Source organism: Intrasporangium sp. Soil_C_50 (assembly GCF_057656595.1).
Genome location: NZ_JBDGKB010000012.1, coordinates 44853 through 67863, shown reverse-complemented (window position 1 = coordinate 67863; position 23011 = coordinate 44853). Strand labels below are relative to the sequence as shown.

Here is a 23011-nt window from a genome sequence, read left to right as displayed (position 1 = left end):
GGCATGACACTCAAGGTGCCCAGTCCCAGTCAAAGGACTTCGCGTGTGCTCGGCCAGGTTTGGGTGGACCGGGCCACCCCGATCCACAAGTAGGAGGACACATGTCGGTCATCATGATCGCGGAGATTGCTGGCGCCGACGCCACGTTCTTCGATGCGATGCGCACCGCCGGAGTCGTGGACGCGCTCGCGAGGTACCCCGGGTTCGTCAGCCACGCCAGTGGCGCGGCGGACAGCGGGTACCGCGTCATCGAGGTGTGGGAGTCACGCGAAGCCCACGAGGACTGGGTCGAGAAGGTCGTCCTTCCTAACATGCCGCCCGGTGCACCGCCACCCACCATCGAGTACATCGACCTCCTGGCGGCCGTGCCGGGGAGCTGACGACCCGCTGATGGAGGTCGAGCCGCAGGTAAGTGCAGGCATGACGGCCGAACACTGTCGTGGCGATTTCGGCATCGGGTTTCACAGCAGAGAGCGACTGGACCCACCTGCCACCTCCATCGGCAGCGGCACCGCCGAGCCGGCTCACGTGGCTTCAGCGCGTGCGTCACATCGCCGCCAGCCGACTGCAGTGGCGCCACCAAGCGGCGTCGGGTTGCGCGGATGCCCGAGCTGGTATACAACCCCCTCAACGCGGCGATCGAGGGCGCGCCTGTGCCGGCGACCGGAGGTCGTCAGAGGCGTACGTGGTGCCGCTCCTGCAGACGGTCGACCAGATCGGGGTAGGGCCGCTGCCCGTACCGTTGCGCGATCTCCTGCATTGCCTCAGGGTTGGCGTGCGCGAGTGCGCCCATCTCCTCGAAGAAGTGCTCGAAGCCGGCAGGGCTGATCAGCTCGACGACTACCGCAGGGTGATCGGTGGCGTTCCAGAGGGCGTGCACCGCCCCGCGAGGCTTGAAGAGGAAGCCCCCCTCTTCGACTTCGGTCTCATCCTCACCGACCAGGCCGCCGATCCTTCCGCGATACACGAAGGTGAACTCGTCCTCGTTCTGATGACTGTGCGGCATCACCAGTGCTCGCGGGGCCAGGACCGCAGACTGCGCGGAGAAGCGTCCCTGCGTGTCCTCGCCGGTGATCAGGTGGCGGAAGACGCTGTTGGGGATCTGTGTCCCGGTATCCCAAGAAACGGAGCGAGCGGGCATGTGAACTCATCCCTTCACTGCGCGCAGCAGGTAGCGCCACTCTTCTCCCACACGAGCTCCCAGAGCAAGGGCCTTCAGGACCGGTGGTCACGGTGCCTCACACGCCGTGGTTCGGCAGGTGGGTTCGGCAGGTGGCTGAGTGGTCATCGTGCGGGAAGGTGTCTGAGCCACTCACGTCTACTGACGCGAGGGTGCCGCGGCCGTCCCGGCCAACACCAACGAAGCCCGGTGCCTGCCGCGCGTCACATCGCCGCGGTCGGCTCCCTCGGGCACGCGCAGCGAACGTCTGACCGGGTGGCTGACCGCTTCGTCTCTCAGCGCGTGGAGGTGGACGGTGTGCTCGTCGGCTGGAGCAGGATCGGTGTTCCGGTGTCCGGGGCGGGCTGGCCCGGGGCGCTGACGAACGCCTCCACCGGCCCGGGCGCGGGCCGCAACACCTCGCGGGCCAGCTCGAGGACGGTTTCGGCATCCGGCCCTCGCAGGTACAGCACCAGGTCGTCCTTCTCGACGAACGGCCCGTGCACCCTCACCCCCGTTGCCGCGCCCGCCGCAGCGGCCCGCTCGAGGCTGCGCGGCAGCGCCCGCCACCACGCGACAAGGAGATCGTCCGCCGAGTAGCCGGCTACGACGAGACGGGCCTCGACGCGGTCGGCAGCCACCGGCTCGGGCTGGTAGCGGGGCGCTTCCGGGAGCCCGGGCTTGGTGATGAGCCAGGTGTCCGAGCCGCAGGCGCCCTCACGGCTGGCGAGCACTGCGCCCTGCAGGTCGCGCGCCACCAGCCGGTCCCCCTGTGCCTGAGGGCACGCTAGACCGAGAAGCGCAGCGACGCGGTCACAACCAGCGGATCGTCGCGTCGATCATCGGCGGGGGCCGTTGCGAGTCGCGTCAGTGGGTACGGGCACCCCCACTGGGACCGCATCGAGCGGTACACCGAAGGAGATGACGATGCAGATCGACAAGCAGCAGATCATCGAGTTCCTCAAGACCCGCGGCGAGCAGGACAAGGCTCAGCAGGCCGAAGGGCAGCTCCCGGACCAGGTCGACACCGATCAGCACGCAGACCTGCTGGGCCGCCTCGGCATCGACCCGCAGGAGCTGCTCGGTGGCGCCGGAGGGCTCGGCGGCATCGGCGACAAGCTGGGCTTCTAGCTCGGCGAACGCACACACAGCAGCTCAGTCCTCGCACCGAGGGCGACGACCTGTCGGCGGGCGCTGGCAGACTCGCGCCGTGGCCAGGCCGTCGCGCATCGAGCCCTCAGGCGACGTCGTCGCGCGGATCGCGTCGACGGCGCTGGCGCTGCCCGACGCGTACGAGGAGGACGCGTGGGCCGGCGTCCGGTGGCGGGTCCGGGCCAAGACCTTCGCGCACGTGCTTGTCGCCCAGGAGGGGTACACGTCGGCGTACCGCGATGTGACCGGCGTGACCGAGCCGACGACGGTGCTGACCTTCCGCGCGTCGGGCGACGAGCTGCTGGCCCTCCTGAACGCCGGCCCGCCCTTCTACCGGCCGCCGTGGTCGCCCACCGTCGTCGGCATGGTGCTCGACGACGACACCGACTGGGACGAGGTCAGAGAACTGGTGACCGAGAGCTACCGGTTCTGCGCGCCCCTGATGCTGAGGCGTCGCCTCGACGCCTGACCGGGCACGGCTCCCCGTGGGGCCGACGGATCAGGTCAACCGGCCGCGAGGTGCAGTCCGAACGCGGTGGCCATCGAGGGGGCGGAGGCGGCCTCGCCGAGCGGCTGGGCACCGAGGACCTCGCTGTAGAGGCGCGCCAGCGAGTAGTGGGTCAGCGGCGTCGTGACGACGGCGCCGTGCAGGGACGGGTGGGCCACGGCCGTCAGGACGAGATTGTCCTGCCGGTGATCGTCCTCGTCGGCGGTCACCACGATCGCGAGCTCGCCCTTGTGCCAGTCCGGTCCGGCCATCACCGCCTCGATGTGGGTTCGGAGCCACTGGTCCGCGGCCGCGAGGTCGCAGTCGTGGGCGTCGTTGCACAGGTCGGGGATCACCATGCCGGCGTCGGGTAGCTGACCCTGTGTGACGTCTGCGCTCAGCTCGTCGATCGGCACGTCGAAACGGGCGCAGGAGGCACGCTCGGCCACGTGGTAGGCCCATGGGTTGTGCTTCACGGCATAGCGGCCGGAGTTCTGCGTGGCGCAGTTCTCGGGCATCCCCTCCGCGTACAGCTTCGCCGTCCGGCCCAGCGACAGCGCCTGGCCGAACACCGACGGTTGGTCGATCGGGTGGGTGGAAGGCGGGCCGTCATCGGCGACGCCGAACGTGCTGCCGCCCGTCATCGCCAGGTAGTTGGGCAGCGAGGGGTGCGTCACGGCCCGGTAGTCGGTCGCAAGGGCGAACTTCTTGCCCAGCGCTGCCGTGTAGGGCATGTCTGCCTGCATCTGGTCGAGCGAATGGTTCTCGACGACGAACACGAGCAGCTTCGCCACCTTCGCCGGCTGCGTCGAGGCGAAGGTGGCCGGCGCGGACGGCGCGGACGGCGCGGACGGCGCGGACGGCGCGGACGGCGCGGACGGCGCGGACGGCGCGGACGGCGCGGGCGGCTCGGCCGCTGCGCAGCCGCTCAGGACGGCCAGCGCGGTGGCGATCACCAACCCGAGCACCTTGTTCGACACGCGTCCTCCACGGTCCAAAGCGGCCTGCGGGCCGACAGTACCTCCGGGGCGTCACTGCCGGCTGTCGATTGCATGCCCCGCAGCTGCGGGTTCGATCGGCGTATGCGCGTTCGGCTGGGCCGCGGACCGCCGAGTGTTGCCGCTGCAACCTGCTTGGTGGCGTTCAACGTTGGCTGACTCGCCGGCTGCACCGGCCGGGCGGCGAGCGACCCGACCGGAGGGAGCCAGCCGACGTTCGGGCGCGGCGGCGACACGGTGCGCGTCCTGCAGATGAACCTCTGCGACAGCGCGCTCGAGGCCGCGGCCCACCATCTCTGCCTACCTCCACTTGAAGTGCACGAAGACGCGACCGAAGTTGTTGGAGTCCTTCTCCACCCGGTGGTAGAGGGCCTTGATGTCCTTGCGATCCAGGAAGCGCAGAACCCGCTTCTTGAGCTGACCAGAGCCTTTCCCCGGGATGATCTCCACCAAGGGCGCCTTCTTCTCGATGGCCTCGTCGATGATCGCCTCGAGCGCTCGCTCGATCTCGTCCCCGCGGTTGTAGATGTCGTGCAGGTCGAGCTTGAGCTTCATGCCGCGATCCTCCTCCCATCGCGTCGGCAGCGCCGAGCATCCGTGCTCCAGCAGTACGAGGAAGACCTGGCAGAACATGAGTGAGCACTCATCGATCGCCGTCGTGACGCACGCGTTCGTCGTGGGGTGGGTGGTTGCCCACGCCTTCGGCGGCCCGGTGGGACACCTGGCTGCGCCTGCCCGTGGACAACGCCACGCTGACGACTGTGGAACTGAACCGGCATGGGGAGGTCCTGCTGAGGCGTTTCAACCAGCGGCCCTGGGCCCCGAGTCGGACTGATCCAGGGCCTTCGGGTCATCGGCCGTTCCGGTAGATGACGACCCTGACAGGTGACAGACCCTGAAGAGGCGTAGAGCGCTCGCGGCACTTCGCAGCGGATGCCCACCTCACCGCGGATGCCCACCTCACCGCGGGTCTGATGCCGTGCGTGCCGGCGGGTGGTGTTCGGGGCTCTCGCGTCGGGCTGCGTGGATGCGCGCGTGGGTGATGGCCTCGGGTGTGGTGGCGAAGAGGTGGCGCTCGTGGGCGAGCTGTTCGTAGACGCCGAGCCGGTGCAGCACCTTCTGGTGGCTTGGGTGCACGCCGGAGAGCATGACCGTGACACCGCGAGACTCGAGCCGGCGGATGGTGTCGGCCAGGACCGCGGCGCCCGTCGCGTCGATCGCGCTGAGCCGGGACATGCGCAGGACCACCACCCGCACGTCACTGATCTCCGAAAGCTCCAGCAGGAAGTCGTGAGCGGCAGCGAAGAAGAGGGGCCCTTCCAGCCGGTAGGCGACGATGTGCTCGTCCAGCAGCGCCAGCTCCTCATGAAGGTGGCGCTCATCCTCGAGGGGCACTTCCTCGAGCTTCGCGCCCCGGGCGGCCTCGCGCAGGGCGAAGGCTCCCGCCACGACGAGCCCGAGGATGACGGCCGTGACCAGATCGAAGACGACGGTGGCAACCGCCGTGACCATCAGGACGATGGCGTCACCGCGGGTGGCCCGCAGCAGCGCCCGGACGCTGGAGACCTTCACCATCTGGACCGCCGTCGCGATCAGCACGCCCGCCAGTGCGGCCAGCGGAATCATCGAGACCCAGCGGGCCGCGACCAGCACGATCACCAGCAGGAGGACCGCGTGGGTCACAGCTGCTGCCCGCGAGGCCGCGCCGGTGCGGACGTTGACCGCGGTGCGGGCGATCGCCGCCGTGGCCGGCATGCCCCCGAGGACGGGTGAGGCCAGGTTGGCCAGGCCTTGGCCGAAGAGCTCCCGGTTGGAGTCGTGACGCTGGTTGACAGTCATGCCGTCGGCCACGGAGGCGGACAACAGGCTCTCCAGCGCCGCCAACGCCGCGACGGCCACGGCGGGTAGCACCAGTGAGTCCCAGTGATCGAAGGACGGCAGGCCCGGCGCCGGGATGGTGGAGGGGATCGCGCCGATCGGCTCCGCACCCAGGTGCAGGACACCGTTGAGCACCGTTGCGACAACGACGGAGATGAGGGAGAAGGGCACGCCTGAACGCAGCCGGGCGCCGATCAGGATCAGCGCAGCAGCCGAGGTTGCGATCCCGAGCGAGGACCACAGCGGCGCAGCGAGCCCGGCCGACAGCGCCGCCCCCGCGAGAGCCAGCACCTTGTCCGCGTGCACATGCACCCCGAGCGCCGAGGGCAGCTGCTGCAAGCCGATGATGACCGCGATGCCGATCGTGAAGCCCTCAACCACTGGGACGGGGACATAGCGGATGAACCGCCCAGCCCGCACGAACGCAAGACCCACCAAGATCAAACCTGCCAGCAGGCCGACAGCCAGCACGGCCTGCGTGCCATATCTGCCGATGATCGGGGCCAGGACGACCGTCATCGCTCCGGTGGGGCCGCTCACCTGAACGTGACTGCCTCCGAAGAGTGCAGCGACGGTGCCGGCGACAATCGCGGTGATGAGCCCCGCGCCCGCGCCCATGCCGGAGCTGGCACCGAAACCGAGGGCCAGCGGGAGCGCCACGAGGCCCACGGTGACGCCAGCGAGCACGTCCCGTCGTGGCTGTCTGCGCATCGCTGCCCAGTCCGCCCGACGCGGCAGCAGCTGCTGCAGCCGGATTCGGCCCTCGGACCAGCCGGACCTGAGGGCTGCTCCCGTCGACGTCCGTGCCACTTCCACCGATGCCCTCACCACTGGGCGTGGTCAGCTTCGAGGGCCAACGCCGCCTCGACCTGCGACTGGGCGGCGGCGATGCCGCCCATCACCTGCCGGGCAGCGAGCAGCATCTCACGCACCTCTGGTACGGACAGGGCATACAGCACATCGCCGTCCGCACGGCGAGAGATCACGAGCGACGCCCGGCGCAGCACCGCCAGCTGCTGGGAGAGGTTGCTCGGCTCGATCCCGATCTGCGCGAGCAGCTCGTGGACGGCGTGCTCACGCTGGCTGAGCAGCTCCAGAATCCGGATGCGGGCCGGGTGCCCCAAGGTGCGGAAGAGCTCCGCCTTCGCCTGATAGAGCGGTACTGACACCGACCCACCACCTGTCGAGTTTCGCAGTTGAAGAACTTTGCAACGCTTCACACCATACCCCTCCGGCGCCGACGTTGGAGACTCGTCCCTCGGCACGTGCCGGCCCTCCACATCTTTCGTGCGAATGAGTGTTGACACCAATGAACATTTTCATGTGAACTACTGTTGCCATGAAAACAAAGCGGAAGTACACGATGGGCGCCCGGGCCGAGGCGGTCGAGGAGACGAAGCGACGGGTCGTCCGCTCGCTGGTCGCCCTCGCCGGCGAGCGGCCCTTCGCCGAGATCTCTCTGGACGACATCGCGGCGGGCGCGGGGGTCAGCGTGCAGACCGTGCTGCGCCGGTTCGGTAGTCGGGACTCGCTGTTCGCGACGGCGATGGACGCCGCGATGTCCGCGGTGGAGGACGAGCGGCGGACGCCGGCCGGTGACGTTGGTGCGGCCGTCCGGACCGTGGTCGAGCACTACGAGCGGCGCGGCCGCGTGGCGTTGCTGCTGCTGGCGCAGGAAGGACACGACGACGTGGCGCGGAAGGCGACGGAGCACGGCAAGGCGATGCACCGTGGCTGGGTTCGCGACGCCTTCTCTCCTGCCACCGATGACGAAGCCGTCCTCGACCTGCTGGTGGTGGCGACCGATGTCTACACGTGGAAGCTGCTGCGACTGGACCGCGGTCACGGCCGGGCCCTCACCGAACGGCGCATGCGCGCCCTGGTCGACGCCGTCCTCGCGTCGGGCCCAGCACCACTCGATGGCGAGCACAGTTCACAGACGGGAGACGATTGATGAGCGAGATCCTGGTTGTCACCTGGGACGGCGGTGGCAACGTCCCGCCAGCCCTCGGCATCGCCGCAGAGCTGACCGCGCGCGGACACCACGTGCGGTTCATGGGCCACCGAAGCCAGGCCGACGTGTTTGCCGACGCTCGAGTGCCCTTCGAAGCGTTCGGCCACGCCCGGCCCTTCACCTCCACGGCGCCGTCCGGGACTGCTGCGCTGCTCGGCGTGTTCGCCGACCGCAGCATGGGCCGGGACGTCGTGGACTCGTTGACCAGCCAACCCGCGGATGTCGTGCTGGTGGACTGCCTGCTCTTCGGCGTCATGGAGGCGCTGCGGCGCGCCGGCCGGGAGTACGTCGTGCTGGAACACTCCTTCGACAGCTACTTCCGACGCGCCGCACGGGGCCCGATGGGACTGCTGCTGCGACTGCGCGGGGCTCGGGCGCTGTCGCTCCTCGGCGCCGGCCGCCCGGTGCTCGCCGCCACCCTCGGCGAGCTCGACGCGGGCGCCGGCCCGGTCGTGCACACCGGTCCCGTCCTCGGCACCCTGCCGGCGAGCGCCCCCGCGCCACCAGCCCGGCCCGCTGTGCTGCTGAGCCTCAGCACCTTCGCCTTCCGCAGCCTGGTCCCGACCTGGCAGAGGGTGCTCGACGCAGTCGACGGCCTTCCGGCTCGGGTCGTGGCGACCACCGGCCCGGCCGTCGACGCGACCGCGCTGCGCATCCCGGCGAACGTGGAGCACCACACCTGGCTGCCCCACGCGGAGGTGCTGCCCGAGGTCTGCCTGGTCGTCGGCCACGGCGGGCACGCGACGACGATGGCTGCGCTCGCCCACGACCGGCCCCTGCTGGTGCTGCCGCTGGATCCGAAGACCGACCAACCCCTCGTGGGCCGGGCGATCCAGGACGCCGGCGCGGGACGCACTCTCAGCCGTCGCTCCTCCCCGCAAGCCATTCGGACAGCGATCGAGGACCTGCTCGAGGATGGTCCGCATCGGCAGGCAGCAGCCCGACTCGGCGCGACGATCCGCGCCACGCCTGGCGCCTCGCTCGCCGCTGACCAGATCGAGAAGCTGCTCAGCGAACGAGTCACACGTTGAGCCACGGGATCAGCCGCCCACTGCGCGCGACGACCGCGTGACGGCCACCTCCCACGAGAAGGCCGAGACCCCGTCCCTGCGAATCGCAAGAGCCCCCTCCCGGCCCACGAACCCACCCCCCCACGCTCGGGGCGTTCGTCGTTCTAGGCGGTCCTCTCACGCATCTGGCTCTTCAGGGCGCCGAGGTCCATGGAGGTCCAGTGCTCGATGAGCATGCCCTCGGAGATTCGGAAGATGTCGATGAACTCGAACTCGACGTGGTTCCCGGTCGGCGTCAGTCCCCAGAGCTCGCCGCGATGAGTACCGCGCAAGGTCTTCCGTGTACTCACCAGCTCGCCCTCGGCGATCTGTTCGTTGATCTGCATGCGGGCATCCGGAAAAGCCTGCAGCAGCTGCCCGTAGAAGGCCTGGAACCCGCTGGCCGGTCGGTCCGTGCTCGGAATGGTCCGTCCCTCGGGCCGGTAGTGGTTCACGAACCCGGGGTGGAAGACCTCGTCGGCGTAGGCGAGGTCATGCTGGTCCTGGCAGCGATGAACGAACTCGGCCACGACCCGCTTGTTGTCGTCGGTGGACATCGGCATCATCCCCGTCCGCATCCATGATCTGGCCAATCTACGCGGACTCCGGACACGCGACCCTGGAGTCATGCGGCAACGGTGTGCCGGCGTCGCACCTGGTATGACGGGCTTGTAGCACTGACGCGCCCGGCCACTTCGTCCGCGTCCGCGGCGCGAGCGAGGGTGTGAACCTGACCGGGATTGCCTCCGACCGCGGCGCCGCGTCGGCGGAGGTTCGCGCCGAGGTGGGACGCCGGATCCTGGCGTTGCTGGGCGGTGGACGGTGAGCGGTGTTCGCCGCACAAGCACGGGCGTTGGCTCCCGACTCAAGGTGCTACTTCCGCGCGCGGGTTCTTGGTGAAAGAATCGTTTGTTGGTGACTCTGACGTCACTGAGGCGCCTCGGGAACGCCGTTGGAAGAGTCACCTCGATCCCGCCCGGGCAAACCTCCATGCATCCAAGGACCGCCGTCGCCGCGGCCGCCGCTGCCCAGTTCGCGATGCCGTTGACGCGTGCCGACCCCGCGCATTCTGGTCCCCTGGCGGATCCCATCGGTCCGGATCGACGCAGATGCCAGGAGGAGTGATGTCTGAGACAACGACGCTTGAAGGGGTCGTCTACGACCTGGAAGGAACCCTGCTCGAGGTCTGCACCTGTGGTGTGCTCTGCCCGTGCTGGGTGGGTGAGGATCCCGACAACGGATCCTGCTCCGCGATGAACGCCTACCACTTCGACAAGGGGACGATCCGCGGGATCGACGTCAGCGGACGGTCCCTCGCCCTTGCCGTATACATCCCCAACAACGTGCTCGAGCCCGGAAGCTGGAAGGTCGCGATGTACGTCGACGACGGGGCAAGCGACGAGCAGTTCCGGGCCATCATCGACGCGTACTCCGGAAAACTCGGTGGTCCGCTGGCGGACTTGGCGGGTCTGGTCGGCGAAGTGGTCACCGCCGAGCGGATCCCGATCACCCACGAGGTTCGGGACGGGGCCGGGACGTTGAGACTGGGCGACTTCGGCAGCGCCGACATGCAGCCGTTCCGCGACCCGAGCGGCACCAAGATCACCACCCTGCGCGACTCCCTCTTCTCCACCGTCCCGGGCTCACCAGCCTTCGTTTCGAAGGCCAGCCACGCGGAAGTCAATCTGCCCCAGTTCGACATGGTCTGGCGCAACGAGCAGGGCAACGCGATCCAGGCGGATTACCACATCACCTACTCGTCGTGACCACGCGGGTAGCGACGGGGGCTCGGCTGCCACGCGTCGTGCCGGCCACGATCATCGCCGCCTGGGCGACGGCAGTCGCCGCTGAGGCCAGCGGGTTCGGCGCACGGCTGCACCACGACGCGCTGATCGAGCACGGCCCGCCGTTGTGGGTCGGGTCGCTGGCCTTCCTGCTGGCCTGGCAGGTGATGGTGGCGGCGATGATGCTCCCGTCGAGCTTGCCCCTCATCCGCATGTTCGCGGTTGCGGCTCAGGGCCAAGAGCGGCCGGGAACTGCGCTGGCCGGCCTGCTCGTCGGGTACCTGCTGGTCTGGACGGCGTTCGGCGCCATGGCGTTCATCGCCGATGTCGCGGTGCATCGCACCGTCGATGCCACACCCTGGATGGCGGAGCGACCCTGGCTGGTGTCGGGCACCGTGCTCCTCACCGCCGGGATGTTCCAGTTCACGGGCCTCAAGGACCGATGCCTGGACAAGTGCCGCCATCCCGCGATGTTCATGACGCGCTACTACCGCAGGGGTCCGCGCCACGCTTTTGAGCTCGGGGTCAGGCACGGTGGTTTCTGCTTGGGATGCTGCTGGGCGCTGATGCTGCTGATGTTCGCCGCCGGTGTCGCTCACCTCGCCTGGATGGGTGCGCTGACCGCGTTGATGGTCTACGAGAAGGTCGGCCGCCGAGGCCGCGAGGTGGGCCGTGCCGCTGGTCTCGGCCTGGTCCTGCTCGCGGTAGCAGTCCTGCTGCAGCCCTCATGGCTGCCCCACCAGCTGCTGGTGCCCTTCTCGGAATGACACAGAGCGGGGTCACGTGACCACGCGCCGAAACTTGCAGTCTGTGACTTCACCCTGACGTCGAGGCGGGAGCGGGTCCCACGCTGATTCCGATGTCCGCTTGGGCCAGCCGACGGGCTCCAGTCAGAGTCCTTTCGCCGCCAGCCGACCCATCCCGCGGCCACGGGTGGATCATGACCGTCGACAGGAGGACGGGTGATGGCGCCAATAGCTGCTGGCGAGTTCGTCACCGAGACGCTCGACTATGACGGCGGTCGGCCGGTCACGGTGTACGTTCCGCCGGCTCGGCCCGAGACGGTCGTATTCGCCGGCGACGGTCAACTGCTCTCAAAGTGGGGCCCAGACCTCGAGGCGGCCGAGGTGCCGCCGACGTTGATCGTCGGGGTCCACCGCTCGGGCGACGAGATGCTGCGGCTGCACGAGTACTCACCCGGCTTCGACCCGGAACGTTTCGCCGCGCACAAGGTGTTCTTTGTAGAGGATGTCCGGGCATGGCCCCAGTCGCGGTTCGGGCTGGCGGTGCCCGCAGCCCGCACCGCCGTGTACGGCGTCTCCGCAAGTGGCGAGCTGGCACTCGCCCTGGGACTACGGCACCCAGAGATATACGGCGCGGTCTTCTGCGCCTCCCCGGGGGCGGGCTTCCGACCACCGGCGACGATGCCGGGGCCGCTCCCGAAGGGGTACTTCGTCGCCGGAACCCAGGAGCCGTTCTTCCACGAGAACGCCTCCCGGTGGGCAGCAGCGTTCAGGGGCGCGGGTGCGGACGTCCTCATGACGGAGCGAGTCGGCTCACACGGCGACGCCTTCTGGCGCCAAGAGCTCCCCCTCATGGTGGCGTGGGCATTCGGACGGTGACGCGGCTGCTCGCGCAACAGCAGAGCCGGTCGACAACGAACATCACTGCACGGCCCAGACACCAGCGTCACGTGGCCACTTGAAGCGAGCATGCCGAAAGGGTGAACACCCCTGCACATCTCCGGACGTCACGCCCAGATGGTGCCGGATCACGCCGCGGTGCAGCATGGGTGACGCCTCGACCTCGGCATTGGAGTCGCCTGCACACACCGCGTCACCCACCAGGGGCCCATGGCCACTCTCGGAACACTCTGGCAGCTGCTGCACCTTCCCGCTCGAGCGCAGCGAGCACCTGGCGGCCACGGCAGGACGCATGCCCGAAGTGGGAGGCTCGCAGTTGCTTCGGTGGCTGCCGATGCGTGTACGTTGGAATGAATCTGGGCACGATGACGCACGGCACGAAACCCCGCACGGGGAGGCCGGTTCTCAAAGCGTGAGGAGTCGTGAAGGCATCCTCGAGCCATCTGGGACCGCCTGCCCTTGAGGAGGTACCTCCCATGACCGAAGCGCGCCCGACAGAACCAGCCAGCAGCATCCCCTCGAACCACGTCGAGGACGCCCTCGACCCCGGCCACGCCATGAGCACGATGCTGGAGGCCGCAGCCACGGTGATCCCGCACATCGACCACCTGGGCACGATGGTCCACCACACGTCCGCGCCGGTTACCTGCGCCGTCTCCGACCCGTTCGCCGCACAGATGCAGGCCCTGCACCTGGAACTCGGGGAGGGCCCGGGCTTCGAGGCGGTTGCAACCGGACTCCCGGTCATCAGCGACGACATAGCAGGCGACGCGCGGTGGCCCGCCTACGCGCGAGCCGCGGCCGCACGAGGCCTGCACGCCCAGCTCTCCGTGCCCCTGCTGTGGGAGGACCGGGCCCTCGGTGCCCTGTCCCTCTACTGGACCGAGCCTCACCTGCTGGACGCGGCCACGCTCACGCTCGCCCAGGGCTTCGCGGCTCAGACGGCTGCCGTCGTCGGCCTGGCGCGCGAACGTGAACACCTCACGTACGCGCTGAAAACCCGCCAGGTGATCGGCAACGCGGTAGGTGTGCTCATGGAGCGGCACCACCTCGAGGCGGCGGCGGCCTTCAGCGTGCTGCAGCGCATCTCCCAGGACAGCAACACGAAGCTGCGCGACGTCGCCGAGCAGTTCCTGGGGACCGGACAACTCCCGGAACCGACGCCCCGCCGCAGGTCCGCCGCTCGCTAAGACCCGCAGGCACCTGTCACGCCAGGTCGCAAGGGGTCCCGCCGCTCGTTCGGTCGGCTCAGAGGGGCTGGAGCGCACCCGGAGGATCGAGGGGGTGGGTCATAGGGGGCAGGTTCGCCCATTGGGGTGGGAGCAGGAAGCGGTCGCGGGGCTGGTGCTCGTAGTAGCCGGCTACTTGGGGCAGGGGCGTCTGGCGGGTCTGCCAGGTCCTGCCCTGGTCGAGACTGACGACAAGCTGGTCCGTGTCAGGGGTGACGCTCTGGTAGTAGGCGACCTCGCAGTTCGGTCCGCCTTCGGCCATGGAGATGGTGTTCGGGCCTGCTGGGATGTCGGCGCTGCTGAAGGAGCCGTCCCGCTGCTGGATGAGCAGCTGCGGCCTGGTGCCGGCCATGGCCAGGCCCCAGAGTCCGCAGCCGGGAGCGGTGGGGGTGGTCCAGCGGACGTCGGACGCCTGGGGGAGCGCGAGCCGCTGCAGGGTCTGCGCGTTCTGCTCGAGGGTGCACAGGCCAACCCCGTCAGGGCACTCGACGCTGGGCAGCCCGAACGTGCTGGCGGGCCGGGACAGCACGACGAGGCGCACCGGCTGGGTCATGGTTGCTGACAGCAGGTAGGGGCCCGGGTTCTGGTGGGCCCAGTACCAGAGGCCCGGACTGATCTCGCGGAGCAGGCCGCCCTGGGGCTGCCCGCCGAGCTGGCCTGCGTCGGTGACCGCCGCGAGCGTGATGAGCCGATGTCCGGCTCGGTCGGCGACGGCGATGGCTTCCCGGCCGAGGCAGTCGACGTGGTTGGGCAACGGGTGGACCTTGCAGCGTTTCCACACGGTGAGCACCGTGCCGGCGTCGGTGTGGGACTCGACCTGCTTGAGGACGAACGCGTCGGGGTGGCCGACGATCTGGTCGGCCCTCCAACTCGGGACGAGGAGCTGCGGGGCCGGCACGGCCGGGACCTCCTTGTGCCGCAGCTGGCTCAGGCCGGTGATGGCCAGCGCCAGGGCGAGCACCGCTGTGACGGCGGCCGCCACCGAACGTGCCGCGCGGCGTCGGTGCGCGTGGCGCTGCCTGGCGATCATGACCTCGAAGGGGGACTGCTCGATCGACCGCTCGGTCTCGCGGGCGAAGCTGCGAAGGTCAGACATGGTCGGCCTCCTCGTGGTCCTCCTCCTGCTCGTGGTGAGCGTCGCGGTGGGCGTCGTGCACGCCGAGCTGGTCTGCCATCTGGGCGCGGGCACGTGAGAGCCGCGCCTTGACGGTCCCTTCCGGCACGGACAGCTCACTCGAGATCTGGGCGACGCTCAGGTCGGCGATGTAGTGCAGCACAACCGTGACGCGCACGGGCATGCTCAGCCGGCCGAGGGCCTGCACCAGTGCGACATGGTCCTCAGGGGCGTGCGAGCCGAGGTCGACGCTCAGCTCGGACCGGAACTTCGGCAGGACTCGTTGGGCGACTCGGGCCCGGCGCCATCGATGACGCATCTGGTTGAGGGCCACGGTCCGCAGCCAGGCTTCCTTGTTCGCGGCCTCGGCGAACGCGGCTCGGTGTGTGAGCGCGGTCAGGAATGACTCCTGCACGACGTCCTCGGCCTCGAGGCGGTTGCCGCACACCGCCACCATCTGGGTGACCAGACGCCGGTAGGACACGTCGTACACCGCGCGGACCGCGTCGCCGTCGTCCTCCATGCGCTGACCACCTGCCGAGTCCCCCTGTCGATGCTTCCACTTCACACGAACCCGCCGCGGCGGTTTCGGTTGCATGCGCGTCGGCCTTCTCGGGTGCACCGTCCAGGCTGGGCATGCAACCGAAGCGCGGCTTGGGGGCTCGTGGGAGTCATGGGCCGCAACCGCGGCCACTGGAGCTGGATGCGGGGACGCGAGGGATCGGTAGGTGGATGGCATGGATGAGGAGGTTGTCCGAGCGGTGTACGAGCGGTCCTACCGGTCCCTCGTGACGCACTTCATCGCCCTCACGGGCAGTCGATCCGACGCCGAAGACCTCGTCCAGGAGACCTTTCTCGCCGCGGACGCGCACCGGTCCGACTTCGCCGAAGCCGCGGACAAGGACGCCTGGCTCCGAGCGCTGGGCCTTGCGCTGCTGCGACGTCGCCGGCGATGGTCCCGCCTGGCCGGGATCCTCGGGCCCAGGTTCCGGGCGGAGGCGAACATCGACCTCGGGCCCGAGGCCGCCGAGGACCACGTCGCGGTCATCGACACGCTCCATCGGCTCAGCCTTCAGGTGCGCAACACCGCCGCGCTCCACTACCTCGGGCACCAGAACGTCACACGGATCGCGCGCGAGCTCAGCGTTCCCGAGGGTGTCGTCAAGGGACGCGTCGCCCGAGCCCGGGCCGAGCTGGCGAGCCTGTCCGCGATCACCGGGACGCCGCCCTCGGCCGCCTTGTCCGGGTTCGCCAGCGACACGCAGCGGTTCCTCGACCAGCCGCCGTTCGCGGTCATGCTCGAACACCGTCGGAAGATTCGGCGTCGGAGGGCGGCCGTTGGTGCCACCGCCGCCACCGCCGCCGGGCTCGCCCTGGTGCTCGCCGTGGCCGGCCTGGGCCGGTTGCACCAGGTGCAATCCAGCACGGCAGTGCCTGCGCCGCTGCTCCTGCCCGACTGGACCGCGGCGCAGGTTGTCGCCGACCCGGATGCTTTCGTCGTGACCCAGCTCGAGTCCAAGGCCCACCCGTCGGTCGGGCTGACCGTGTGGAAGCGCTGCGCGATACCTCGAGCCGACCATGACTGCCTCGGACGCGAGGCCATCACCGTGTCCGACGGCGCCGGCCACCGCCTCGACACGTTGGGCGCCGTCACAGGCTCCAGCCAGCAGCCTGCCTATGGCGACGACGGCCTGTTCCGCGAGGTCGGTGACGGGCTCTGGTACTGGGCCCACCAGCACCCGGGCCCCTACCTGGTCTCGGCCGCCATGACCGAACCGGTGCCGCTGAAAGTCAGCGACCGCCCCGTTGCGAGCAGCTTCGGGGTGCCCAGCATCGAGTGCCCGGACCGGGTCGGACTGTGCACGCTGGACGTGAAGGCCCGGGCGGTGGAACGGCTCGCCCACCCCGACGTCCCCGATGCCCGCTGGGCCACACCCACCGCAGCAGGCTGTGGCCTGTGGGCGCTGGCCGGGGTCGGCGGAAACGTGCGACTGGTCATCCAGCAGCGCGACGGTGCATTCGCGACCATGGACATCCCGGACGACAGCGACGCTGTCGCGATGGCCGAGGGCGGCCCCGGCTGCGCGATCGGCTACTACCAGAGCATCGGACTGGACGCATGCGTGCTGGTCGTCAGCCTCGATGAGGGCCGCACCTGGCAGGCCCGGGAGACCCCGATGCCCCACGTCGGGGGGTACCTCGAGGTGAACCCCCGACCCAGGCTCCTGCTCCCGCCCCACTGGCAGAACCTCTTACTGATGAGCCGCCAGGTCGGGCTTCCCGGCCCGCTCCATCCCCTCTGACCCAGAGCCGGGTTCGGCGCTGAGGCTGCCGGCGCCGAGGCATCGATCGCGCACGGAGGCAGTCGCGAATGACATGCAACCGCAGGCCGCCCCTGGGGCTCGTCCACCATGACGGAAACGTTCCGTGAGAAAGGAACGGCCATGTCCCAGAACAGAACCCTCGGCGTGCCTGTTGCGGGCGGCCTCGTCGTCACCATCCTCGGCCATCGGGTACCAAGCTCCGCTTCATCGAGGGCGGCTCGACGCCCGGATGTCGCCAAACGAAGGTTGGATCGCCGATGAACAGCCGGCGCCGGCGCTGCGGGATCGCGGCCTTGGTGGATCGCGGCTCTGGCCGTCGCGGCCCTCAGCGCCTGTTCGACGGTCGCCGGTCCAGCACCGATTGTGACGAATCCGTCGACGGCGTCTCGCACCTTCGTACTTGCTGGAGCGCGGATACGTCTGTCGTCATTGCACGGGCGGATTCTGCTCCGCGCGCGAGTGGGCGCTGTCCGTCGAAACGCCTGAGCGGCGTGGGCGCGGCTCCACGTCACGTGAACAGGGCGTCCTGCCGCGTCATCCGCCGCCTGCCGCTCGCGCCACATGCGGCTGAGCGGATGTGTGAGAGCGTGCGCCTACTGGCCGCAGAAAGCCATCGCTGACAAGATCAGCGCCGTGAGCAGTGAGATCTCGCCAGGGGCAGAGAATCTGATCTCCCGGTTGCTGGATGAGCTCAAGACGTACCCGGGTGATGAGCACTCCAGGTACGCAGAGACGACACTTCCCGGCGGCGACGAGTCGGACATCCTGGATGTCCTGATCCAGACCGCCGAGTCGACCTCGACGTTCGCGCTCTGGTACGGCGAAGGCCTGCCGAAGTCGTGTGACGACAACGGATTTGCGGCTGTCGCACAATGCGTCCGCGCACCCGACGGCAGCATCATTGCGTGGTACGAGGAAGTGCGCGCCGACGAGAACGAAGAACCGTACGAGCGCGTCCGCATCCTTGTCGCTTTCCGGTCTGATGGCCTCGTCGTCACGCTGAACAGGTATGCCGATGCTGGACCCATCGCGCCCGTCGACCCGTGGGAGTTCGCTTCACTTCAGGCTCTCGCCCTCGCTCCGGCATGGGGGAACGCGGCCGGCTGAGCGCGCCATGCCCGGCGAATCGGACCTCGTGCCCGCTTGCCCGTCGCAACGGGAGCAAGCCCGCTCAGTGGCACGCCCGGTCGGCGGCATGACCAGACGTTGCTTGGTCGTGTCAGCGGGGAGCCTGAGGGGTCAAGTCCGAATCGGTCTTGACCTGCCCTCCATGCCCAACGATCAACAGGTTCAAGGGCAACGGAGGACGCGGTGAACGAAGCCGTCGCGCGGGTCGTGATCGGCAAGACCCGCAAACGGTGGCGGCCGAGCTCGTGGCGGACCTGGAACGGATCTATGCCCGGAAGAAGGCCGCCGACAAGGAGCTCAAGGACCTCGTGACTGCGACGGGGAAATCTCTGGACCTGCACGGCATCGGCCCGTCGGGGGCGGCGCGGTTGCTCGTCGAGGTCGGGGACCTGTCGCGGTTCCCGGACCGCAACCACTTCGCGTCCTGGACCGGGACCGCCCCTATCGACGCGTCCTCCGGCGACCACGTCCGCCATCGGTCTCACGTGGCGGGAACCGGCAGATCAACCGGGCGCTTCACATCATGGCCACCGTGCAGCCACGCACCCCGACCGAGGGCCGCGCCTACTTCGACCGGAAGAAGGCCGACGGGAAGAGCTCGATGGAAGCGATGCGCTGCCTCAAACGACGGCTGTCCGACCTCGTCTTCCGGACCATTCTCAGCGACTACGTCGCCAGCCGGATCACCACCGTGAAGGGCCAGGTGACGGGCCCGGGAGGGCACCGGGGCAACGTCTCTGACTCCAGTGTGACCGGCTCACAACCCCACGCCGGCTCTTCGGAGAAGCCACTTCCCGGACCCGTCACCACCCAGCGTAGAACGCCCCTGCCCACCGCGTCTTGACACAAAGGGAGCCATGACCGGGCGAGCGTAGCCGCCCTCAAGGCTCGTCACCGTGAGTTCTCCATTGCGCCGCGACGGTCATCGAACCTTGATGGGGGTGAGGTGTCTCGGTAGAGACCGCATTGCTCACTGACGCCCGGTTCTCTCCAAACAATGACGTCCAAGCAGCCCGCCAGAGGGCCCCCGACGTGTCGCGATACTCGGTGCGGCTTCAGCCAATGCGCTCGACCGAGCCGCACCGCGGAACCGACATGACAACCCCCGTTGCGTGTTCACGCAGCCTGATCGCGTGGCCCTACCTGCCGGGTGCCTCCACTGCTACGTTCGCGCCAACCTGAGCCGGCGGCGCAAAGTCGCCGGACGGGGAACTGCTAGGGAGTCGGAATGGTGTTTCGCAGATGGGCAGCCCTTGGGCTGGTTGGAGCGGCTTGCACGTTGGTGACAGGAGTCGGCCCTGCCTCGGCGGCCATTGACCCTGGCGGGGGTTCCGGTTGTGGAGACGTGGCGGTCAGCCAGTCATACACAACGGGTTACGTGAACATCTCCTTCCAGATCTACTGCTCTTTCGACGTTTACGGGATGGAGCACAACTTCACCGGTCAGCGTAACGGCGCCGCCGTTACAATCAAGAGCGCGATGACCTGCCGGTCGACGACGAACACGCTGAGAAACTGCACCAAGACCATCTCGATTCCAGATCCTTCGGGCACCCAGAAGTTTCAGGCGCTAGACGAGTGGATGGTGTGGCAGAACCCGTACACCAACAAGACGATTGCCTCGGGCAAGACGTTTTCCAACGTCTTCTATCACTAGGCGGTTCTTTCACCTCCAGGGACAATCAGGGAATCGTCTGGCGTTGCTTTGCTGATTCATCGCCAGACGGTTCCCTTTGTTCGATCTGGCCCCGCCCGGCTCGCGTCACCGCTATCAACCAGGTGCCTTCCTTAGGAGCGTCGCCCGCCCGGCACGAGGCATTGTCGGCCACAGCGGGCCGCAGTGTGCGGTCGATCTGGCAACCTTGGCCCTGCGCGACGGGCTGGTCATCGGGGTGATCGACCACGGTTGGCGTCGGAGCCGATGTCTTTCGTCAGCCTTTTGTGGCCCCGACCGCCCGCTCCTTGAGGGCCTTTCGGAGGTCGCCCAGATCAGACATGTTGCCTCGTCGTGGCGATGGAGGGCCGCGGCCCATTGACGCGGCCGGCTACGACTTCCGAAGAGGCGCTCCAGGGTCTGCGGGTTCGGCTGGAGTCCGAGGGCCTGTATCTGTTGTGCAACCGGTTCCCCCGCGACGCTTTCCTTTCCTCCATGTCCCGTCAGATGAGCAACGGCCTCAGCTGCTACCTCGTCCTCCCCGGGCGACCCGTTGACCCGGAGCGGATCGTTCGTTGCCTGGACCCGGCGGACGCCAGTGACGTGGTCTCGGCATCGGAGGCAGACAGCTTCATCGTGAAGTGGAAGGACTCCGCCGCCGCGCCGGCGCTCGTGCGATGCTCCATTCGAGGGTGCTGTGAGAGGTTCACTCGAAGGATCACGCGGTGACCGCACCTGCATCCAGCAGGCACACGCCACCGGTGTCGTCGTACACCAACGCTATGGACTCAACTCCCTCGCGGCTCGCAGATCCAGCGTCCTTCGCTGCTCGGCCGCATTCGCGTCCTATCGCCGCCTGTCGGGCGCGTTTCACCCACATAATGGCGAGCCGCTGACGCAGGGATGGCCGCGGGAGGGGCTGACTCAGGGCGTGAGGAATTTGGCGGCGATGTGGGCGAACTCGGCATGGTACTGAAAGATCGCGCCGTGGCCGGCATCGGGGTAGATGATCAGTTCACTGTCTTTGATTCGGTGGTGCAGGTCCTCGGAGAGGGCGCTGGGCACCATGCGGTCGTTGTCGCCATTGGCAAGCAGGGTTGGCTGCGTGAAGGTCGACAGGTCCGACGGGGCGGACCGGCCGAATGCCTTGATCGCCTTCAGCTGGGTCCGCAGGGCCGTTATGCTGACCGGCTTGTCGCGGTCGACGGTGCGTTCCTCGAGCCGATTGACGAAGTCCTTTCCGGCGGCCTTCCCGATCGTGTTGCGGTTGAAGAAGAGGAACTCCTTGGGGTCCGCGCGGGCCAGCGTCGCACGGAGGATGTCCCAGTAGGTGACGCCGACGACCTTGTCGATGTCCTTGCCGCCGCGAGGTCCGGTTCCGGTCAACACGAGCTTGCGGACCAGATCGGGATGTTTGACGATCAGATCCTGGGCGATGAAGCCGCCCATCGAGAAGGAGAAGATGTCGATCTCTTGGAGTCCGAGCGCCGCAAGGAACTCGTACGCATGGTCGGCCGCCTCCTCGATGGTCGTGGCGACCTCGCCGGTCGATGCCCCGACGCCGCGCTGGTCGAAGGTGATGACACGCCGGTTCCTGGCAATGGCGTCGACGATGCGAGGGTCCCAGTTGTCCAGGTTTGCAGCCAGGTGCACGAAGAACACCACAGGAATGTCGCCCTCGGGGCCCAGTTCTCGGTAGGCGTAGGTAGCCCCCGGTGCGGCGACGGTGCGGGTCGGGGCCAACGCGTACGAGGTGATCACGGGGTCGCCGGTGTTGGGAGTCATCGGGTGACCACGACCTTTCCGTGCGCCTTGCCTTGCTCGACGTACGCCATCGCCTCCGGGGTCTGGTCGAAGTCGAAGGTCCGGTCGAGCACGGGTCGCAGGGCGCCGTCGTCGTACAGGGCGGCCAAGGCCTTGAGCCGTGGTCCGTCGGCGCGCATGAAGAAGAACGTGTAGCGCACCCCGAGCTTTTTCGCCTGCCTACGGACCTTGCGGGACAGTACGGCCATGACCGGCGCGAGGACCGGGTGGCCGAGCTGCCTTGCGAAGGCGGGGTCGGGTGGGCCGACGACGCTGATGGCCAGGCCACCGGGCTTGAGCACGGTCAGGGACTTCGCCAGGTTGAGGCCTCCGAGCGAGTCCAGGACGACGTCGTAGCCGCCCAGCACGTCGGCGAAGTCCTCCTGGGTGTAGTCGATGACGTCGTCGGCGCCGAGCTGCCGGACCTTGTCCCGATCGTTGCTGTGAGCCGTGGTGGCGACGTGGGCGCCGAGGTGCTTGGCCACCTGGATGACCGTGGACCCGAGCCCACCGGCGCCGGCGTGGACGAGCACCTTCTGGCCGCGGCTCACGTGGGCGACGCCGACCATGGCTTGCCACGCGGCCAGCGCCACGAGGGGCACGGCGCCGGCTTCCGCGAAAGTCAGCGACCGCGGCTTCAGGGCGACGTCGTCGGCATCGATGGCAATGAACTCGGCGAAGGTCCCGATCCGCAGGTCACGCGGGCGGGAGTACACCTCGTCACCCACGGTGAACGTGCGCACGTCGGCCCCGACCTGGGTCACCACTCCTGCGACGTCATGACCCAGGACGAACGGCGGCTTGTACTTCAGGAGCTGTTTGAACTCGCCGTTGCGGACCAGCTTGTCGAGCGGGTTGATGCTCGCTGCACGGACATCAACGAGGACATCGCGTGGGCCAACGGTGGGGACCGGAACCTCGCTCGGCTGGAGCGTGTCGGGGCCATAGCGCGCGACGGTGAAGGCTTTCATTCGGGCTCCCAGGTCAGTGTTGAGGGCGGGGAACCGGAGGCTCCGGCCAGGCTCATCGCGTTCTCATAGGCGCACGAGAGGATCTGATGGGACAGGTCCGGATCGGTGACAGCCCGGGCCATCTGGAGCGAAGAGACCAGCAGTGCGAACAGGCCGATCGCGCGCACTCGTGCGCCAGGCGTGCCGGCAGCGTCGAGGTGGCGCTCGATCGCGTCGATGAGCGCCCGCGCACCGTCGGTGTAAGCCTGCCGGGTAACGATGTCCTGACGACCGATCTCATCGAGCAGCGCCGCCGAGGGGCAGCCGTTGCCAGGGTCGTCGCGGTGCTCGGGCGAGAGGTAGTTGCGCACAAAGGCCTGCAGGGACCCAAGCCCAAGAGGCAGTGCCTCGACCACCGCGACCTGGGCGGCGAGCTGCTCTGAGACAACGGTGGCGATCAGGGCATTCTTCGACGCGAAATGTCCGTAGAACGCGCCATTGGTCAGTCCGGCGTCGGCCACCAGTGCGGACACGCCCGACCCGTCGAACCCGTCGCGCTTGAACCGCCGTCCCGAGCTCTCGATCAACCGGCGCCGCGTGCCGTCTTTGTGGTCGGGGGCGTACCTGCCCATGCACCATCCCTTC

The 23011-nt window shown here is 68.5% G+C and carries 25 protein-coding genes and 1 pseudogene; 14 read left to right on the top strand and 12 right to left on the bottom strand.

Translation table 11 applies throughout. The annotated features are described in order from the left end of the window. Window positions 1–101 precede the first annotated feature (101 nt). Window positions 102–380, top strand: coding sequence for an antibiotic biosynthesis monooxygenase (locus AC3A5R_RS18780; protein WP_323095307.1), 279 nt, complete (start codon window positions 102–104; stop codon window positions 378–380). A 293-nt stretch (window positions 381–673) separates the two neighbouring features. Here the strand turns inward: AC3A5R_RS18780 and AC3A5R_RS18775 are convergent, their stop codons facing one another. Both AC3A5R_RS18775 and AC3A5R_RS18770 read right to left on the bottom strand, forming a co-directional pair. Continuing rightward, window positions 674–1141 carry a cupin domain-containing protein gene (locus tag AC3A5R_RS18775; protein ID WP_487622288.1) on the bottom strand — a complete coding sequence of 156 codons (468 nt, stop codon included), beginning with the start codon at window positions 1139–1141 and terminating at the stop codon, window positions 674–676. 314 nt (window positions 1142–1455) lie between these two features. Further along, a complete protein-coding gene (locus tag AC3A5R_RS18770; protein WP_487622287.1) occupies window positions 1456–1917 on the bottom strand; it encodes a hypothetical protein in 462 nt (153 codons plus the stop codon). A gap of 169 nt (window positions 1918–2086) precedes the next feature. Here AC3A5R_RS18770 and AC3A5R_RS18765 point away from each other — a divergent pair, with 169 nt between their 5' ends. After that, window positions 2087–2290, top strand: coding sequence for a hypothetical protein (locus AC3A5R_RS18765; RefSeq protein ID WP_487622286.1), 204 nt, complete (start codon window positions 2087–2089; stop codon window positions 2288–2290). A 79-nt stretch (window positions 2291–2369) separates the two neighbouring features. After that, window positions 2370–2780 (top strand): MmcQ/YjbR family DNA-binding protein, encoded by a 411-nt coding sequence (locus tag AC3A5R_RS18760; RefSeq protein WP_487622285.1) that lies wholly within the window; start codon window positions 2370–2372, stop codon window positions 2778–2780. Window positions 2781–2815: 35 nt separating this feature from the next. Here AC3A5R_RS18760 and AC3A5R_RS18755 read toward each other — a convergent pair whose 3' ends face one another. The 4 genes from AC3A5R_RS18755 to AC3A5R_RS18740 all read right to left on the bottom strand — a co-directional run bounded on the left by AC3A5R_RS18755 (window position 2816) and on the right by AC3A5R_RS18740 (window position 6843). Next, window positions 2816–3778, bottom strand: a complete 963-nt coding sequence (locus AC3A5R_RS18755) for an alkaline phosphatase family protein (RefSeq protein ID WP_487622284.1) — start codon at window positions 3776–3778, stop codon at window positions 2816–2818. A gap of 318 nt (window positions 3779–4096) precedes the next feature. After that, the gene (locus AC3A5R_RS18750; protein ID WP_487622283.1) at window positions 4097–4351 is read right to left on the bottom strand and encodes a Smr/MutS family protein; all 255 of its coding nucleotides are present in this window, start codon (window positions 4349–4351) and stop codon (window positions 4097–4099) included. 405 nt (window positions 4352–4756) lie between these two features. Continuing rightward, window positions 4757–6385, bottom strand: coding sequence for a SulP family inorganic anion transporter (locus AC3A5R_RS18745; protein ID WP_487622282.1), 1629 nt, complete (start codon window positions 6383–6385; stop codon window positions 4757–4759). Between the two features lie 113 nt (window positions 6386–6498). After that, entirely contained in the window at window positions 6499–6843 is a 345-nt protein-coding gene (locus AC3A5R_RS18740) for an ArsR/SmtB family transcription factor (RefSeq protein ID WP_487622281.1), read from the bottom strand. 194 nt (window positions 6844–7037) lie between these two features. Here AC3A5R_RS18740 and AC3A5R_RS18735 point away from each other — a divergent pair, with 194 nt between their 5' ends. Continuing rightward, window positions 7038–7628 (top strand): TetR/AcrR family transcriptional regulator, encoded by a 591-nt coding sequence (locus AC3A5R_RS18735; protein ID WP_487622280.1) that lies wholly within the window; start codon window positions 7038–7040, stop codon window positions 7626–7628. After that, window positions 7628–8719, top strand: a complete 1092-nt coding sequence (locus AC3A5R_RS18730) for a glycosyltransferase (protein ID WP_487622279.1) — start codon at window positions 7628–7630, stop codon at window positions 8717–8719. The genes AC3A5R_RS18735 and AC3A5R_RS18730 overlap by 1 nt, the downstream gene beginning before the upstream one ends. 143 nt (window positions 8720–8862) lie before the next feature. Here AC3A5R_RS18730 and AC3A5R_RS18725 read toward each other — a convergent pair whose 3' ends face one another. Then, complete coding sequence (locus AC3A5R_RS18725; protein ID WP_487622278.1) at window positions 8863–9294, bottom strand: ester cyclase; 432 nt, start codon at window positions 9292–9294, stop codon at window positions 8863–8865. 567 nt (window positions 9295–9861) lie between these two features. Here AC3A5R_RS18725 and AC3A5R_RS18720 point away from each other — a divergent pair. The 4 genes from AC3A5R_RS18720 (at window position 9862) to AC3A5R_RS18705 (ending at window position 13354) form a co-directional block, all read left to right on the top strand. After that, window positions 9862–10503 (top strand): DUF1326 domain-containing protein, encoded by a 642-nt coding sequence (locus AC3A5R_RS18720; RefSeq protein WP_487622277.1) that lies wholly within the window; start codon window positions 9862–9864, stop codon window positions 10501–10503. Window positions 10504–10541: 38 nt separating this feature from the next. Continuing rightward, on the top strand, window positions 10542–11288 hold the full coding sequence (locus AC3A5R_RS18715) for a DUF2182 domain-containing protein (protein WP_487622276.1): 747 nt from the start codon (window positions 10542–10544) through the stop codon (window positions 11286–11288). A 198-nt stretch (window positions 11289–11486) separates the two neighbouring features. Next, window positions 11487–12143: an alpha/beta hydrolase gene (locus tag AC3A5R_RS18710; protein WP_487622275.1), complete on the top strand. Its 657-nt coding sequence runs from the start codon at window positions 11487–11489 to the stop codon at window positions 12141–12143. A 497-nt stretch (window positions 12144–12640) separates the two neighbouring features. Further along, window positions 12641–13354, top strand: a complete 714-nt coding sequence (locus tag AC3A5R_RS18705; protein WP_487622274.1) for a GAF and ANTAR domain-containing protein — start codon at window positions 12641–12643, stop codon at window positions 13352–13354. A gap of 58 nt (window positions 13355–13412) precedes the next feature. Here AC3A5R_RS18705 and AC3A5R_RS18700 read toward each other — a convergent pair whose 3' ends face one another. Next, the gene (locus AC3A5R_RS18700) at window positions 13413–14489 is read right to left on the bottom strand and encodes a hypothetical protein (RefSeq protein WP_487622273.1); all 1077 of its coding nucleotides are present in this window, start codon (window positions 14487–14489) and stop codon (window positions 13413–13415) included. Continuing rightward, window positions 14482–15030, bottom strand: coding sequence for an RNA polymerase sigma factor (locus AC3A5R_RS18695; protein ID WP_487622272.1), 549 nt, complete (start codon window positions 15028–15030; stop codon window positions 14482–14484). The genes AC3A5R_RS18700 and AC3A5R_RS18695 overlap by 8 nt, the downstream gene beginning before the upstream one ends. Window positions 15031–15244: 214 nt before the next feature. On the opposite strand from AC3A5R_RS18695, the gene AC3A5R_RS18690 reads away from it, so the two are divergent. The 5 genes and pseudogenes from AC3A5R_RS18690 to AC3A5R_RS18670 all read left to right on the top strand — a co-directional run bounded on the left by AC3A5R_RS18690 (window position 15245) and on the right by AC3A5R_RS18670 (window position 19616). Beyond that, window positions 15245–16810: an RNA polymerase sigma factor gene (locus tag AC3A5R_RS18690; RefSeq protein ID WP_487622271.1), complete on the top strand. Its 1566-nt coding sequence runs from the start codon at window positions 15245–15247 to the stop codon at window positions 16808–16810. 654 nt (window positions 16811–17464) lie between these two features. Next, on the top strand, window positions 17465–17938 hold the full coding sequence (locus AC3A5R_RS18685) for a hypothetical protein (protein WP_487622270.1): 474 nt from the start codon (window positions 17465–17467) through the stop codon (window positions 17936–17938). Window positions 17939–18189: 251 nt separating this feature from the next. Further along, window positions 18190–18387 (top strand): annotated as a pseudogene (locus AC3A5R_RS18680) (transposase); the annotation flags it as partial. 95 nt (window positions 18388–18482) lie between these two features. Further along, window positions 18483–18803, top strand: coding sequence for a hypothetical protein (locus AC3A5R_RS18675; protein WP_487622342.1), 321 nt, complete (start codon window positions 18483–18485; stop codon window positions 18801–18803). 534 nt (window positions 18804–19337) lie between these two features. Next, entirely contained in the window at window positions 19338–19616 is a 279-nt protein-coding gene (locus AC3A5R_RS18670) for a hypothetical protein (RefSeq protein ID WP_487622269.1), read from the top strand. A 921-nt stretch (window positions 19617–20537) separates the two neighbouring features. Here the strand turns inward: AC3A5R_RS18670 and AC3A5R_RS18665 are convergent. From AC3A5R_RS18665 to AC3A5R_RS18655, 3 genes are read right to left on the bottom strand one after another with little or no spacing between them, the layout of a single operon-like run. After that, on the bottom strand, window positions 20538–21398 hold the full coding sequence (locus tag AC3A5R_RS18665; protein ID WP_487622268.1) for an alpha/beta fold hydrolase: 861 nt from the start codon (window positions 21396–21398) through the stop codon (window positions 20538–20540). Continuing rightward, window positions 21395–22387, bottom strand: coding sequence for an NADP-dependent oxidoreductase (locus tag AC3A5R_RS18660; RefSeq protein WP_487622267.1), 993 nt, complete (start codon window positions 22385–22387; stop codon window positions 21395–21397). The genes AC3A5R_RS18665 and AC3A5R_RS18660 overlap by 4 nt, the downstream gene beginning before the upstream one ends. Next, window positions 22384–22998, bottom strand: coding sequence for a TetR family transcriptional regulator (locus AC3A5R_RS18655; protein WP_487622266.1), 615 nt, complete (start codon window positions 22996–22998; stop codon window positions 22384–22386). The genes AC3A5R_RS18660 and AC3A5R_RS18655 overlap by 4 nt, the downstream gene beginning before the upstream one ends. Window positions 22999–23011: the final 13 nt, after the last annotated feature.

Excerpts from the sequence above, each read along its gene's own strand:
- AC3A5R_RS18780 (WP_323095307.1), top strand. The coding sequence starts at position 102 with ATGTCGGTCATCATGATCGCGGAGATTGCTGGCGCCGACGCCACGTTC.
- AC3A5R_RS18775 (WP_487622288.1), bottom strand. The coding sequence starts at position 1,141 with ATGCCCGCTCGCTCCGTTTCTTGGGATACCGGGACACAGATCCCCAAC.
- AC3A5R_RS18765 (WP_487622286.1), top strand. The coding sequence starts at position 2,087 with ATGCAGATCGACAAGCAGCAGATCATCGAGTTCCTCAAGACCCGCGGC.
- AC3A5R_RS18750 (WP_487622283.1), bottom strand. The coding sequence starts at position 4,351 with ATGAAGCTCAAGCTCGACCTGCACGACATCTACAACCGCGGGGACGAG.
- AC3A5R_RS18745 (WP_487622282.1), bottom strand. The coding sequence starts at position 6,385 with ATGCGCAGACAGCCACGACGGGACGTGCTCGCTGGCGTCACCGTGGGC.
- AC3A5R_RS18735 (WP_487622280.1), top strand. The coding sequence starts at position 7,038 with ATGGGCGCCCGGGCCGAGGCGGTCGAGGAGACGAAGCGACGGGTCGTC.
- AC3A5R_RS18730 (WP_487622279.1), top strand. The coding sequence starts at position 7,628 with ATGAGCGAGATCCTGGTTGTCACCTGGGACGGCGGTGGCAACGTCCCG.
- AC3A5R_RS18725 (WP_487622278.1), bottom strand. The coding sequence starts at position 9,294 with ATGTCCACCGACGACAACAAGCGGGTCGTGGCCGAGTTCGTTCATCGC.
- AC3A5R_RS18720 (WP_487622277.1), top strand. The coding sequence starts at position 9,862 with ATGTCTGAGACAACGACGCTTGAAGGGGTCGTCTACGACCTGGAAGGA.
- AC3A5R_RS18710 (WP_487622275.1), top strand. The coding sequence starts at position 11,487 with ATGGCGCCAATAGCTGCTGGCGAGTTCGTCACCGAGACGCTCGACTAT.
- AC3A5R_RS18705 (WP_487622274.1), top strand. The coding sequence starts at position 12,641 with ATGACCGAAGCGCGCCCGACAGAACCAGCCAGCAGCATCCCCTCGAAC.
- AC3A5R_RS18700 (WP_487622273.1), bottom strand. The coding sequence starts at position 14,489 with ATGTCTGACCTTCGCAGCTTCGCCCGCGAGACCGAGCGGTCGATCGAG.
- AC3A5R_RS18695 (WP_487622272.1), bottom strand. The coding sequence starts at position 15,030 with ATGGAGGACGACGGCGACGCGGTCCGCGCGGTGTACGACGTGTCCTAC.
- AC3A5R_RS18690 (WP_487622271.1), top strand. The coding sequence starts at position 15,245 with ATGGATGAGGAGGTTGTCCGAGCGGTGTACGAGCGGTCCTACCGGTCC.
- AC3A5R_RS18675 (WP_487622342.1), top strand. The coding sequence starts at position 18,483 with ATGGCCACCGTGCAGCCACGCACCCCGACCGAGGGCCGCGCCTACTTC.
- AC3A5R_RS18665 (WP_487622268.1), bottom strand. The coding sequence starts at position 21,398 with ATGACTCCCAACACCGGCGACCCCGTGATCACCTCGTACGCGTTGGCC.
- AC3A5R_RS18660 (WP_487622267.1), bottom strand. The coding sequence starts at position 22,387 with ATGAAAGCCTTCACCGTCGCGCGCTATGGCCCCGACACGCTCCAGCCG.
- AC3A5R_RS18655 (WP_487622266.1), bottom strand. The coding sequence starts at position 22,998 with ATGGGCAGGTACGCCCCCGACCACAAAGACGGCACGCGGCGCCGGTTG.